12 protein-coding genes and 1 riboswitch are annotated in these 13,558 nt (G+C 44.8%); of the genes, 11 read left to right on the top strand and 1 reads right to left on the bottom strand.

Annotated elements, in window-relative coordinates; all coding sequences use genetic code 11:
• Positions 1-14 precede the first annotated feature (14 nt).
• From BVI01S_RS05080 to BVI01S_RS05035, 10 genes are all read left to right on the top strand, one after another.
• On the top strand, positions 15-899 hold the full coding sequence (locus BVI01S_RS05080) for an ABC transporter permease subunit (RefSeq protein WP_061809503.1): 885 nt from the start codon (positions 15-17) through the stop codon (positions 897-899).
• A complete protein-coding gene (locus BVI01S_RS05075; protein ID WP_061809502.1) occupies positions 892-1,896 on the top strand; it encodes an ABC transporter permease subunit in 1,005 nt (334 codons plus the stop codon). The genes BVI01S_RS05080 and BVI01S_RS05075 overlap by 8 nt, the downstream gene beginning before the upstream one ends.
• Before the next feature lie 11 nt (positions 1,897-1,907).
• On the top strand, positions 1,908-2,162 hold the full coding sequence (locus tag BVI01S_RS05070) for a hypothetical protein (RefSeq protein ID WP_061809501.1): 255 nt from the start codon (positions 1,908-1,910) through the stop codon (positions 2,160-2,162).
• 198 nt (positions 2,163-2,360) lie between these two features.
• Positions 2,361-3,962 carry a sensor histidine kinase gene (locus BVI01S_RS05065; protein ID WP_061809500.1) on the top strand — a complete coding sequence of 534 codons (1,602 nt, stop codon included), beginning with the start codon at positions 2,361-2,363 and terminating at the stop codon, positions 3,960-3,962.
• Positions 3,963-3,964: 2 nt separating this feature from the next.
• Positions 3,965-4,660: a response regulator gene (locus BVI01S_RS05060; RefSeq protein WP_061809499.1), complete on the top strand. Its 696-nt coding sequence runs from the start codon at positions 3,965-3,967 to the stop codon at positions 4,658-4,660.
• A 253-nt stretch (positions 4,661-4,913) separates the two neighbouring features.
• On the top strand, positions 4,914-5,891 hold the full coding sequence (locus tag BVI01S_RS05055) for a tripartite tricarboxylate transporter substrate binding protein (RefSeq protein WP_034762469.1): 978 nt from the start codon (positions 4,914-4,916) through the stop codon (positions 5,889-5,891).
• 69 nt (positions 5,892-5,960) lie between these two features.
• Positions 5,961-6,407, top strand: coding sequence for a tripartite tricarboxylate transporter TctB family protein (locus tag BVI01S_RS05050; RefSeq protein WP_034762471.1), 447 nt, complete (start codon positions 5,961-5,963; stop codon positions 6,405-6,407).
• Between the two features lie 12 nt (positions 6,408-6,419).
• The gene (locus BVI01S_RS05045; RefSeq protein ID WP_082197470.1) at positions 6,420-7,934 is read left to right on the top strand and encodes a tripartite tricarboxylate transporter permease; all 1,515 of its coding nucleotides are present in this window, start codon (positions 6,420-6,422) and stop codon (positions 7,932-7,934) included.
• Between the two features lie 15 nt (positions 7,935-7,949).
• Entirely contained in the window at positions 7,950-9,464 is a 1,515-nt protein-coding gene (gene tcuA, locus BVI01S_RS05040) for an FAD-dependent tricarballylate dehydrogenase TcuA (protein WP_034762473.1), read from the top strand.
• Between the two features lie 76 nt (positions 9,465-9,540).
• Positions 9,541-10,902 (top strand): SLC13 family permease, encoded by a 1,362-nt coding sequence (locus tag BVI01S_RS05035; RefSeq protein WP_034762475.1) that lies wholly within the window; start codon positions 9,541-9,543, stop codon positions 10,900-10,902.
• Positions 10,903-10,958: 56 nt separating this feature from the next.
• Here BVI01S_RS05035 and BVI01S_RS05030 read toward each other — a convergent pair whose 3' ends face one another.
• Positions 10,959-11,432: an acyl-CoA thioesterase gene (locus tag BVI01S_RS05030; protein WP_034762477.1), complete on the bottom strand. Its 474-nt coding sequence runs from the start codon at positions 11,430-11,432 to the stop codon at positions 10,959-10,961.
• A gap of 153 nt (positions 11,433-11,585) precedes the next feature.
• A riboswitch (cobalamin riboswitch) is annotated at positions 11,586-11,777 on the bottom strand.
• 226 nt (positions 11,778-12,003) lie between these two features.
• Between BVI01S_RS05030 and BVI01S_RS05025 the strand changes: the two genes are divergently transcribed.
• Positions 12,004-13,518 (top strand): flotillin family protein, encoded by a 1,515-nt coding sequence (locus BVI01S_RS05025; RefSeq protein WP_051758416.1) that lies wholly within the window; start codon positions 12,004-12,006, stop codon positions 13,516-13,518.
• The last annotated feature ends 40 nt before the right edge of the window (positions 13,519-13,558 follow it).

The following is a 13,558-nucleotide window of genomic DNA, read 5'->3' as shown; positions in this document are numbered from 1 at the left end:
CTTGGAGGGGTTGTATGAAAAGGGTGATTGAGACTCCCTTTCATTTTCTAGTAGTTGTGATGGGGTTGTATTTACTTAGCGGAATCGGTTCGCTGCTCGCGTATGATACAGAGCTGTTAATAAATCTTGCTGCATATGGGGATCGATTGCAACAGACGTGGGTTGAAATCATGCATCCATCGTCCATCTACATTTACTGGGGAGAGGGGAATAAACAATATAGCATCATGGAGGTCTTTTCCAATACGTATTCATACTCTTTTCTCATTCTTTTTAGTTCTTTCTTCTTAGCTGTCTGCCTGGCGGTGCTCTTTAGTTATGCCCTCATGTTATTGCCCCGGAAAGCGTATCGTTTCTCAACCAAAATCGTTAATCTCCTAGACGCGTTGCCGGATGTGTTTATTGTGGTATTATTTCAGCTTTTCATCATCTGGCTATTCAAAAAAACGAACCTGCTCGTGTTCGATATTTATGCCCTTGGAGAAGAACGCATTTACTTTTTGCCGATCCTTTGCTTATCTGTGTTGCCTGTTGTGTTTCTGTTAAAACAGTTTTTGTTTCAACTTAAGGAAGAAGAAAGCAAGCCATATGTGGAGTTTTCTTATTCAAAAGGCTTTAGAAGGGCCTATACGGTTTGGCATCATCTTTTCCGGAATGTCTGGGTTCACTTCTTTTTTCATTTGAAGCCGATTTTTCTCCTGATGCTTTCCAATCTATTGATCATTGAACTTCTATTTAACATCAATGGCTTCATGCAGACGTTGCTGCGAACGGCGACGAGTTCTCCTGCTGCATTCTTCCTTGGGATGCTTCTCATATTCGTCCCGTTCTTTATCGTCTTTACGGTAGGTTCGGGTATTCTATCAAAGTGGTTGAAAGGAGGGGAGCAGCATGAATAGCTGGATGGCGAAACGATTGGCACTCCCAGCCCTGATCTTGATAGCCTTTATTGTTGTCAGCTTCCTGGTACCCGTAATGAATCCCGGCTATGATGAGGTTGTAGACTATCTCTCGGATGCGAATGGGAGAGTCATTGCAGCACCACCATTCACCCCAAGCGAGATGCCTCCTTTGGGCAGTGATAAACTGGGGAGGAACTTTCTGCTGCTCTTATTAGTCGGAGCGAAATACACCATTTTTGCAGCTCTGGCGATTGCATTATTACGTATGGTTCTAGGGTTTTTCTTTGCTGTCCTGTATACATTTCTTCCTGCATTCCTGGGAAGGTTCATAAAAGGGCTGGGGGAATCATTTCAATATATTCCTCTCGCCATTATCGTATTTGCGTTACTCGTTCCCCTTGAGGGAGCTTTTCATTCCGAGGTGCTGCCGTCCAACCGGTACTTCGTCATTCAAGTAGTTGCGATTGCCGCTGTGACAATTCCATCTCTCGGGATTTATTTAGGAGAAGAGATGAAGCTCTTTATGAAGAGCGAATTTATACAAGTATCGCGAACGATGGGGGCAGGCAGGTTCCATCTAATTAAGCAGCATCTGCTTCCACAGTTCAGAAGGCACTCCATCGTGTTATTTTCAGAACAGGTGTCCCAGACTCTTGCCCTGCTCATACAGCTCGGCATTCTTCATATGTGCCTTGGTGGCCTGAAGATCGCCAACTTCGGCATCATGGAAAGCATCCCGGTTTACTTTTCCGAAACGAACGAATGGGCAGCGACGATCGCTATCAACATTCAGCAGATTTTTCTGCGTCCGATGCTTGTCGTCGTCCCACTGACTTTATTCGCCATCTTGATCCTGTGTGTGAACATGATGAGTTCCACCCTTAGGAGATCCTTGATTGAAGGGGAAGGTGGGAAGGTGAAGAAAAAGGAGGAAGAAAAACATCATGAAAGAACAGTAGCTGTATCGAAGGACCTTTTCACTTTGAAACAGTAGGAGGAAGTAAGATGAGGGAAAAACAAGGTGGAAAGATTTTTTTGGTTGTATCTATTTTATTATTTTTATTAGGTGGAATGGTTTCCGTATACACGGGGTTTGAACCGGACCCAGATCGTTCCTTATGGTTTCCGATAATTTTCCTGGCCACTATGATCATCAATGTATACATTTCTATGAAAGAAAGCCGTCCTTACTATACAATGGGGTTTAGTCTGATGGCCGTTTCTTCACTTTTATACATGGTCATTCCGTACCTGATATAGAAAACACTCAGAAACAATATCTGAGTGTTCTTTTTTATAATATCAATGCATGGTTTTTTCAGAGGTGCGATCTTCATTAACCCCTTCTTTTCTTCTGATAGAGAAGGGTTTAAACTAAGGCTTTTTTAAGTTCCTTATCCAGTAATGAGTATGATATATTAATATAATAGAAAATTCAGTATAATCAGGGGTAATTGGATGAATAGACTTCTTAAGGTTCCGCTTCAGGTCAAAATATTGGGCTTGGTCATTTCGCTTCTGCTGATCGTGATCGGGCTGCTTACATGGATGTTTGCATACAGGGAATCACAGGAAGACGTTGATCAGGCAGAAGATCTGGCGATGCAAACGGCCAAGACACTTTCTTATATGCCGGTCATTCAGGATTCTTTTAAGAATGAGGAGCCTGTAGAAGATCTAAGTGTGGTCACGGAACAAATCCGCGATCAGGTGGATGCTTCTGCTGTCCTGATTGAAAACAGGGACGGACAGATATTCAGTTTTGTCGGACAAGCAATCGGGGATGGGGATCCAGAAGATCGTTATCGTGCATTGGTATTCGGAAGTAATAATCTGATTCATACCGGGGATGGCGACGAGGAAGTGTTAAAGGGGATTGTCCCGGTCATGATTCGGTATGACAACTACAAAAAAGTCGAAGGCACCGTAACGGTGGAGTTTGATATGAAAACCATTCGGAGTAAGATTGCCTATGAAATCCGCACTATGCTTGCTCTTTCAGGGGGAGTCCTGATCCTCGGGGTGTTCGGCAGTCTGTTTTTGGCAAGGAGTATCAGAAGGGATACGCTCGGTCTGGAACCGTATCAGATCAGTGCGCTCTTCAGGGAAAGAAATGCGGTCCTTCAATCTGTAAAGGAAGGGATTTTAGCCATCGACACACAAGGTGTGATTACAATGATGAATCAATCTGCCCGTGAGTTACTTGATATTAAGGAGAATGTTGAGGGTGAATTCGTGACAGAAGTCATTTCTTCTGAAAAGATGGCCGACATGCTGGCTTCTTCTTTGCATATTTCCAACATCGAACTTCAATATAAAGAAAAGACGATGATCGTCAATGCCCAGCCTGTCATCGAAAATAACCAGAAGGCAGGAACTGTGTTCAGCTTCAGGGACCGGACAGAAATTAAACAGATGGTAGATGCCCTTTCGGAAGTTCAGCAGTACTCGCAGGACTTACGGGCACAAACGCACGAATTCAAAAACAAGCTGCATGTACTTCTCGGGCTGCTTCAGCTGCAGAAATATGAAGAAGCCATCACATTCCTCACGGAGGAATCGGATCTGCAGGAGTATCATTCGACCATATTCTTTCAGAGTATCCTGGATGAGAAAGTTCAGGCCATTCTATTAGGGAAGATTGCTAAAGCATCAGAAAAGAAAATAGATTTCCAAATCGACGGTGAAAGTTCGCTTTCCCCGCTTCCTGTATTCATCGGTCTTTCACCTCTTATCGTTATATTGGGTAATCTGATTGATAATGCATTCGAAGCGGTGATGGACAAAAACCAAAAAATCAAGGTCGTATCTTTTTTCGTTACCGACATTGGCAACGATATCATCTTTGAAATCGCAGATAACGGAAAAGGTATATCTGAAGAAGAGGGTCGTATTCTTCAGAAAGGAGTCTCATCCAAGGGTGACCACCGGGGTTATGGACTTGCAAATGTCCAGGAAGAACTATCCCTGCTCGGGGGTACAATCGAATGGGATTCCAAAAAGGGTGAAGGGACGGTTTTCACTGTCATCCTGCCGAAATCACACACAAAAGGGGAATAGGTATGGTTAAAGTGGTCATTGCCGAAGATGATTTTCGCATTGCACAAATACATGAAGAATTTCTGGCGAAGAATGAGCAGCTGACATTAGTCGGTAAAGCGATGAATGCTAAGGAAACTTTGACGATTCTTGATGAACAATATGTTGATTTGCTTCTACTTGATGTATATATGCCTGATCAGCTTGGTACTGAATTACTGCATAAAATCCGCTCTGATTATCCTTCCGTTGATGTCATCATGATCACAGCTGCGAAAGATAAGGCTTTTTTAGAAAAGGCACTCCGGTACGGTGTCGAACATTATTTGATCAAACCGGTGACACTGGAGAAATTCCAAGAAGCCATCACGTCTTATCTCCAGAAAAAAGTGATGCTTGATTCTGCTGAAGAGGTCAATCAACAGATCTTGGATCAATTCTTTGGAAAGGAGAAAAAGAAAGCTGCTGAAAAAAGATACGATCTTCCGCCGGGCATCGATTATTTGACTCTTCATAAAGTGACATTAATCCTGCAAGAGGAAAAAGAAGGGATCACCTCGGAAAGAGTCGGCGAAAAGATGGGGGCATCCCGGACAACCGCACGGAGATATCTTGAATATCTGGTAGGGATAAAAGATGCCACTGTCGAGCATGTCTATGGGATCGTCGGACGTCCCGAAAGAAGATACCGAATTGGAAGTGAGAATGCAGTGAAATAGTTTCCAGGAGAGATTGTGTCTGCCACATCGATTTAAGTGATCACTTAAATCGATGTGGCAGACTTCTTTATTTGCAGAAGGCAAGAAACCGGTGAACAAAATGAACAAAATCCCCACAAATTTTTTAAAACATAATATTTTGGAAACGTTTACATAGACTCGTTCGGCAACTAGGATTAAATTAACGTATTTCACCTTTTTAACAGGGGATGTTTCTGGTGAGTACAAACAAGATAAAAGGGGTGCAGAAAAAATGAAAAGGTTTGGCTTCGTATTGATTATTTGTGTAATGGCATTAATGACAGCTTGTTCCAGCTCTGCTTCGGGAGATAAGGAATTTCCGTCAAAGAATATTGAAATTATTGCACCGGCTTCTCCAGGCGGAGGCTGGGATTTAACAGCTCGTTCTGTCCAGAAGGTTTTGCGTGATAACGACATTGTGGATAAAAACATCAATGTCATCAACAAACCGGGCGGAGGCGGAGAAGCGGGGTGGAAGTATCTTGAGAAGAAGGATGCCCATCATCTTGCAATCAATTCAAGTCTGGTACTGACAAATAAATTATTGGGACAAAGCGATCTATCCCATGAACAATTTACACCGATTGCAACATTGGCCACAGAGTGGCAGGCACTCGCGGTACCGGTTGATTCAAAATTTGAAACCGCTTCTGAACTGCTGGATCAGATGAAGAAAGATCCGAAGTCGCTCAAAATCGGAGTAGGTCCGGGGCTCGGGAACGATGACCATCTGTCGATTGTACAGGCGGCAAGTGAGAAGGGGATCGATCCTACTAATCTTGACTTTCTTGTCTATGAAGGCGGCGGTGACGTCGTGACGGCGCTGCTCGGCGGACATGTGGATGCAGTGACGACTTCCCTTTCAGAAGTAAAAGAGCAGCATTTGGCTGGGAAGCTTAAGATTCTTGCGGTTTCTTCAGAAAAAAGGCTGGAAGGACTGGATGACGTTCCAACCTGGACGGAAGAAGGAGTGGACATGGTGTTCCCTCACTGGAGAGGCATCATGGGCCCTGGTGATATGACAGAAGAAGAAATCGCCTATTGGGATGATAAGATCGGCGAAATGGTCAAAACGGATGAATGGAAGAAGATGCTTGAAAACAATGACTGGGATGATTTTTATAAAGACAGCAAGGAAACAAAGCAATTCATGAAGGAACAGGAAAAATTATATTCAGATCTTGTTGAAAGCTCCGGATTGAAAAATTAGTCTGACGGACGGGTAGGGGACTGATAAGAGTCTCCCGCCGGTCTACTGTCATTGAGGAGGTAGAAAAGCATGAGAGCAATCAAACTCGGGATGCCCATTTTTTTAATTCTATTAAGCTTCTTTTTTTTAATAGCATCCGTCAATTTGCCAAAGGCAAATCTCGGTAACCCAAACGGGCCGCTCTATTTTCCTGTCGGATTAAGTGTCTTCATGCTGATATTCAGCGCGGTTTATTTATTCCAGGAGTGGAAGAGCCTGCATATCCATAATGAAGATATCAAGCTACTGCTGAAAGGGAGAACACCGAAATTAATTGCCCTGACTGTTTTATACGGAGCTGTATATGCGTTCATATTTGAACGAATCGGGTTCTTATTTTCTACTATTTTATTTTTAGGCGCTTTATTATTTACGGTCAACGGGAAGAAATATGTTGTGAATGTGATAGTGGCAGTCAGCTTTTCTTTTCTATCATGGTACGCATTCAGCATTTTATTAGGAGTCAGTCTTCCATAGGGGGTGCACTAGATGGATTTTAGCAATTTTATGCAGGGTTTAACAACTGCGTTGGAACCAATCAATATTATGTGGGTTGTCATCGGAGGATTTCTTGGAACGATCGTCGGGATGCTCCCCGGCCTGGGACCGGCAACAGCCGTAGCCGTGTTGATCCCGATTACATTCGGCATGGAGCCCGTCAGTGCCATCATCCTGATGGCTGCCATCTATTATGGGGCGATGTACGGGGGATCGAGGAGTTCGATTCTATTAAATACACCAGGTGACGGTTCAGCCATTGCTGCCACATTCGACGGATATCCGATGGCTCAGAAAGGTCAGGCAGGACAGGCCATGGCCATCTCCGCAGTCGCGTCTTTCATCGGCGGGATGATGGCTGTCATCGGATTTATCTTTCTTGCAGAGCCGCTGGCAAGCTTTGCCTTGAAATTCGGCCCGGCTGAATACTTTTTATTAATGCTGCTGACTCTTTCGGCGATTGTTGCCCTGTCAGTAGGGAAGATGGTGAAGGGATTCATTGCCATGTTTCTTGGGCTGATGCTCAGTACGGTAGGCATTGATACGCAGAGCGGAGTCTATCGCTTCACTTTCGGAAGTTCCCATCTAAGTGAAGGAATCGATTTCCTGATCGTGATCATAGGCGTTTATGCAGTAGGGGAAGTCCTTTACAATTATTTGACGATCGATCAGGAGAAAAAAGAGAAAAAGAAAGTCGGGAAGATCTGGTTTACGAAAAAGCAGTGGAAACGCTCATTGTGGCCGATTCTCAGGAGCGGTCCGCTGGGATTTGTCATCGGTGTCCTTCCGGGAGCCGGGGGATCGATCGCATCCATGATCAGTTACTCGACAGAGAAGCAAATTTCCAAAAAACCTGAAGAGTTCGGAAAGGGGGCAGTAGAAGGGCTTGCAGCTCCTGAATCTGCCAATAATGCTGCCTCAGTGGGTGCCATGATTCCGCTATTGACGATGGGGATCCCCGGATCGGGTACAACCGCTGTCATGCTTGGAGCTCTCGTCATGCTTGGCATGAAGCCTGGACCGCTTTTGTTCGAAAATGATCCCAATACGGTCTGGACACTGATCAATAGTATGTTCATCGGGAATATTGCACTTGTGATCATCAATATCCTGCTGGTCGGCCTGTTGGTAAAGATTTTGGATACACCTGCAAAAGTGTTGTATCCGGTCATTGTGATTCTTGCATTTATCGGAACTTACACGCTCAGTTACAGTGCAGTGGATTTCTTCCTGCTCTTGATTTTCGGAATATTCGGTTTATTCCTTAAGGTCATGGATTTCCCGATTGCCCCGCTGGTTCTGGCTTTGATTGTCGGAGCAGATATGGAACAGAACTTCAGGATGGCGGTGCTGTCATCAAATGGTAGCCTCGGTATATTCTTTGATACGCCGATTGCCATCGCATTGGCTGCATTGACTCTTTTATCACTCTTTTATCCATTACTGATTAAAGCGTTTAAAAAGAAAGGGAAGAATCCTATCGACCCTATCTCAAAAGACATGTAATAAGGAGGAGTATCGATGTCAAAAACGAACTCATACGACGTAGTTGTCGTTGGAGCGGGGAATGCTGCCTTATGTGCGGCCATTTCAGCCCGTGAAGAAGGTGCGGAAGTACTGGTTCTCGAAAAAGGTCCTGAACATAAAAGAGGCGGAAATTCATTTTTTACCGATGGAGCGATCAGGGTGGCCTATCATGATCTCACAGATATTCGGAAAGTCGTGACGGATCTCTCTGATGAAGAAGCGGATTCAATCGTCATGCCCGACTACAATGAGGAAGACTATTATGATGATATCATGCGCGTAACGGAAGGGGAGAGTCTGCCGGAGCTTGCCAGACAGCTTGTTGACCGCTCGTTTGAAACGCTCGTGTGGATGAAGGGGCATGGTGTGAAATTCGAACTCAATTATGATAATCAATCGTATGAAAAGGAAGGCAAGCGGCATTTCTGGGGAGGTCTTCCTGTCAAGACGGAAAACAAAGGCATCGGGTTGATGAAGCAGCTTTTTTCCCGTGCCGGGGAAATGGGTATCGATATTTGGTACGAGGCTGCTGCAGTGGAGCTTATAAAAGAAGGTGGAAAGATAAGCGGTGTGGTTGTGCAGAAGGATGAGGAGCGGATCAACGTTGAATCCACAGGTGTCATTCTTGCCTGCGGCAGTTTTGAAGCAGACAAAAATCTTCGGAAACAACATATCGGGGGAGAATGGGAAGCGGCAATCGTACGCGGAACCGAATATAACACAGGGGACGGGATTACAATGGCGATTGCGGCAGGAGCGGAGAAGTTTGGTGAATACTCCGGCTGTCATTCAATCGGCACGGATTACCATGCACCGAAAGTCGGTGACTTTAAAAAACCCGGTGACATCTTCAAGAAACATTCCTACCCCCTCAGCATCATGCTGAATAAAGATGGAAAACGATTTGTAGACGAAGGGGCGGATTTCCGGAATTATACGTACGCAAAGTACGGGAGGGAAATCCTGAAACAGCCTGGTCATGTCGCCTATCAGGTTTACGACTCCCAAGTCCGGCCTCTGCTGAGGAAGGAATATGATCTTGAAGAAGCAACCTGTTATAAAGGTGAAACCCTGGAGGAGCTTGTTAATCAGCTTTCCGTTAACAAGAAGCAATTCCTGCAGACCATTGAGGAATATAATGCAGCCGTTCAAGACGGGGAATACAATCCTACTGAAAAAGACGGCAAGAAAACAGCAGGGCTTACACCAGAAAAGACGAACTGGGCATTAAAAATCGCAAAGGGGCCATTTTATGCATTTCCGGTTACGTGCGGCATTACGTTTTCATTTGGGGGAATCCGGGTCAATCCTTCAGGTGAGGTATTAAAAAAAGATGATCAACCACTATCCGGCCTGTTCGCTGCAGGAGAAATGGTCGGCGGTATTTTTTATCGCAATTATCCTGGAGGATCGGGATTGATGTCCGGGGCTGTATATGGGAAAACAGCCGGCTCTTCAGCTGCCCGGTATGCCCTCGGCAATAAACAGGATTCAACGATCATTCACTGACAGTTATTGATGAAAAGGAAAAGTCACCCCATCTCCGGTGGCTTTTTCCTTTGATTGAAAGATGGGAGTAATCGTCATGAAAAAACAACTGTTACTGGTTATTACCTTTCTATTATATGCCTTATTCTTTCTCCCATTTTTTGAGTGGGATGAAACCTGGAAGGCTATCGCTGCACTCATTATCATTCAAATCCTGTGGATCGGCAAAGTATTTCCTCTAGCGTTCAGTTCGCTGCTGCTTATACTGCTGATATCGTTTCATTTTTTCAGTTATGAACAGACTTTGAGTTATTTTAGTTCGGGAATTGTTTGGCTCTTGTTTTCCACATTCATTATCTCGACTGCATTCATCAAAACCGGTCTGGCAAGCAGGGTATCGCTCTATATGTTAAAGCTGTCTGGAGGGTCGGGGAAGGCGTTGATTTTCATTTCATTTCTGCTCATGACTATCCTGTCTGTCCTGATACCGTCGAATGTAGGGAAGGGCAGCCTGTTATCATCAGTACTCGACAGCCTGATGAAAAGTCTGCGAAAAATAGCGGATGTCCATTATCTGGGCAAGTCGCTGTTTATAGGGGTTGCCTATCTGGCTGCCATTTCAGGGTCGTTTGTCGCGACTGGGGCCAGTTCCACTATCTACGCTTTCGGGATATTAAGCGACGTTTCAAGCGATCTGAATTATATAAGATGGTTCCTGATTTTTGGAATACCGGTGCTGCTTTTTATCGTGATATTGTGGGGAATATTCTTAATGATCTTTCCCCCTGAGAAGATTGACCGAAAGCTGTTATTGGCGTTGATCGAAAAAAAAATCAGTGAGCTTGGCCCGGTCGGCATCAATGAAAAGAAAATCATGTGTATCATCGGGGGAACGTTGATCCTGTGGATTGCACAGCCTCTGCATGGATATTCCATTCCTCAGGTTGGCCTTCTGGGTGCATGTATGACCGTCATTCCATTGGCGGGAGTATGGAAGTGGGAAGAAGCGCGGGAATCGATTGATTGGGATCTGATGCTCTTTTTTGCCTCCACTCTGATGGTATCGGGGATGCTGGTCAAGACAGGGACGATTGAATGGATGGCAGAAGGGTTGAATACTATACTTACTGGCCGACAACCCTGGGTGATCATCCTGCTCCTCATCTTATGTACGAGTATTATTCGAATCGTATTCGTTAATATCCTGGGGTTTTTGACCATCATGCTCCCTCTCAGCATCACGATCGGGCACACCATACCGGGTTTATCACCCATGCAAATTGCCATGCCGGTGTTCCTGGCATGCGTCCCGGGCTTTTTCCTCGTCACCCAGTCCCCGGTTCATCTGATCAGCTACTCTTACGGTTATTTTACCGACAAGGATTTAATGCGGGCAGGAATTTGGTCATCCGCAGCATGGATCGCCGTCATCATCTGCTCGGTTTTCTTTTACTGGTAAGACAATACTTATTGTTGAAAAAGGGTATGAACAGCGTACTGTTCATACCCAAGAACTTATTTTATCAATGCCCGGTTTTTTCGATGTTCCTTCCTCAGAACAGATGATTTGAACAACCTCTTCTCCTCTTCTGTTTCCGGGATCACTTTCGGCACCGGTTTCGGCTTACCGTTTTCATCCACCGCAACCATGGTAAGGAATGATTCCGTCGTCAAGGTTTTGATACCTGTCAATAGATTCGAAGAGAAAACTTTTACGTACACCTCCATTGAAGTCCTTCCCGTGGAAGTTACAATCGCCTCTAGGCTGAGTGCGTCACCGACAGTTGCGGATGACAGGAAATCGACCGAATCGATCGAAGCCGTGACCACCACAGAACTCGAATGCTTCATGGCTGACAGTGCAGCGATTTCATCGATATAGGATAGAACTTTCCCTCCAAAGATGGTTTGCATATGATTGGTATCCGGGGGCAGTACCAATCTTGTCTGTACGGTTCGTGAACGCTTCACTGAATAAGCTTGTTCCATATTTTCATCTCCCTGATTCCTTTTTGACGAAATAAAAAAGCATCTTCCTTTTTGAAAAAGAAGATGTGGCTACTCCAAGCGAGCGTCCAGGAACCTATGATATCCTTTGTGACGTTTCATTTGCGCAACACCCTCCTATCTCCCGTAGGACTTTCGTGTTCTTCTCAATTGGCAGGTCTCCTGGCTCAGCGTCTCCGATTTCAAATTCCTTCCCATTTCAAAGTGAAACAGTGGATACATATGAAATCTCAGCTTTACAGTGGCGGGACCGCGTTGGATTTTCACCAACTTCCCTTTTAAGGAAATGACCTAAAAATCATTTCCACCAATGAGCAATGATTAAATTGTTGAACGGTTTAATTTTATCATAGAGAATCATTTCCTGATGATTATTTATTGTAAAAGGAAGAAAAAAGGGAAGAAATAGATCTCTATTTATATAAAAATAGGAGATTCGCCTAATTTATTGAAACTTTTTCGTATTCAGATCCGTATATAGTAGTGTAGCTAGCACTTTTATATAAATTAAATCAGATACCTGATTTAAAAATTGTCGAGAGGGGTTGTCAGAATGCTAGGATCATTGAGTGTGATTGGATTTTTCGTTTTCCTGATTCCTGTTCTGGTTATTGCAGCAATTGTGGGGATCGCATATTACTTCTGGATGAGGTTCCGCTATCGTACGGCGAAATCGAACCAGGCACTGATCATTACCGGACCGAAACTGGGGGATCCTGAGAAGGAATCGAATATTTTCACCGACCAGGAAGGCCGTTCCATGAAAATCATCCGTGGTGGAGGATACAGATTAAGACGTTTCCAGACGTCCACTCCTGTTAACCTTACATCATTCCAATTGAAACTATCGACACCAAGAGTGTACACAAACGGAGGAGTGCCGATCGTGGCCGATGCCGTGGCCATGGTGAAGGTTGCCGATACCTTGAACGGGATTGCAAACTACGCCGAGCAGTTCCTCGGTAAGGATCAAAAAGAAATTGAAGATGAAATCATCGAGGTACTGGGAAGTAACCTCCGCGCGATTCTATCAAAAATGACCGTGGAAGACATAAACAGCAACCGTGAAAAATTCAATGCCGATGTGTCGGAAATCGCCCAGAAACAGCTTGATCTGATGGGCTTTAAAATCACGTCACTCGGTTTGACGGACATAAGGGATGCTGACGAGCAAAATGGATACTTAGAAAACCTTGGTCGCCCGCGTATCGCTGAGGTGAGGAAACAAGCTGAAATCGCTGAAGCGAACACAGAACGTGAAACACGTATCCACCGTGCCCAAACCGACCAGGAAGCGAAAGAAGAAGAATACAAACGCCAAATCACGATTGCAGAATCGAAAAAGGAAAAAGATATCAAAGATGCTGCCTTCAAAGAAGAAACCGAACGGGCAAGAGCGAAGTCCGAACAGTCCTATGAGCTTGAAAAAGCGAAACTTGCCAAGGAAGTAAAAGAAGAAGAGCTGACCCTTCAATTCCTTGAACGTGAGCGCGCAGTTAAGCTTGAGGCGGAAGAATCGAAAGTCCGTAAAACGAAAGCAGATGCAGATTATTACGAAACGACTCGTAAGGCGGAAGCGGAAGCACGAAAATCGGAAATCGACGGGGAAGCAAAAGCGAAGATCCGCAGGGAAGAAGGGTCTGCCGAAGCCGATGTCATCCGTGAACGCGGTAAAGCCGAAGCTGAATCCCGTAAACTCCTGGCTGAGGCCATGGAGAAACACGGAGATGTCATCATCACCGAGAAACTCATCGAAATGCTGCCGATATTCGCAGAGAAGATCGCTCAACCTCTGAATAACATCGATTCAGTTAAGATCATCGATTCGGGTAATGGCCAAGGTGTTCCTTCCTTTGGTAAAAGCATCACAAGAACGATGCTTGACATGCAGGAGCCACTCCGTGAAATGACAGGCATCGATGTGGGGGAATTACTGAAGTCCTATGCAAACAGGACTCAACCGACGCATTACCAGCCTGCCATTTCCGAGTCAGGAGACAAGGAAGCAGCAGCTTCAAACGAAGTGGAAGAAAAAGAGTTTGAAGAAGCGGGTCAGGGAAGTAAATAAGATATTAAAAAGAGGTGCCATGCACGGAATGAAGATTCTG

The sequence above is a fragment of the Rossellomorea vietnamensis NBRC 101237 genome (assembly GCF_001591825.1).
GTDB classification, from domain to species: Bacteria; Bacillota; Bacilli; order Bacillales; family Bacillaceae_B; genus Rossellomorea; species Rossellomorea vietnamensis.
Note: the sequence above shows the minus strand (reverse complement) of the source record. Positions and strands in the feature narration are given on the sequence as shown.

Coding starts and splice junctions, on each gene's coding strand:
- BVI01S_RS05035 (WP_034762475.1), top strand. CDS start 9,541: ATGAAAAAACAACTGTTACTGGTTATTACCTTTCTATTATATGCCTTA.
- BVI01S_RS05050 (WP_034762471.1), top strand. CDS start 5,961: ATGAGAGCAATCAAACTCGGGATGCCCATTTTTTTAATTCTATTAAGC.
- BVI01S_RS05080 (WP_061809503.1), top strand. CDS start 15: ATGAAAAGGGTGATTGAGACTCCCTTTCATTTTCTAGTAGTTGTGATG.
- BVI01S_RS05030 (WP_034762477.1), bottom strand. CDS start 11,432: ATGGAACAAGCTTATTCAGTGAAGCGTTCACGAACCGTACAGACAAGA.
- tcuA (WP_034762473.1), top strand. CDS start 7,950: ATGTCAAAAACGAACTCATACGACGTAGTTGTCGTTGGAGCGGGGAAT.
- BVI01S_RS05070 (WP_061809501.1), top strand. CDS start 1,908: ATGAGGGAAAAACAAGGTGGAAAGATTTTTTTGGTTGTATCTATTTTA.
- BVI01S_RS05075 (WP_061809502.1), top strand. CDS start 892: ATGAATAGCTGGATGGCGAAACGATTGGCACTCCCAGCCCTGATCTTG.
- BVI01S_RS05025 (WP_051758416.1), top strand. CDS start 12,004: ATGCTAGGATCATTGAGTGTGATTGGATTTTTCGTTTTCCTGATTCCT.
- BVI01S_RS05065 (WP_061809500.1), top strand. CDS start 2,361: ATGAATAGACTTCTTAAGGTTCCGCTTCAGGTCAAAATATTGGGCTTG.
- BVI01S_RS05055 (WP_034762469.1), top strand. CDS start 4,914: ATGAAAAGGTTTGGCTTCGTATTGATTATTTGTGTAATGGCATTAATG.
- BVI01S_RS05045 (WP_082197470.1), top strand. CDS start 6,420: ATGGATTTTAGCAATTTTATGCAGGGTTTAACAACTGCGTTGGAACCA.
- BVI01S_RS05060 (WP_061809499.1), top strand. CDS start 3,965: ATGGTTAAAGTGGTCATTGCCGAAGATGATTTTCGCATTGCACAAATA.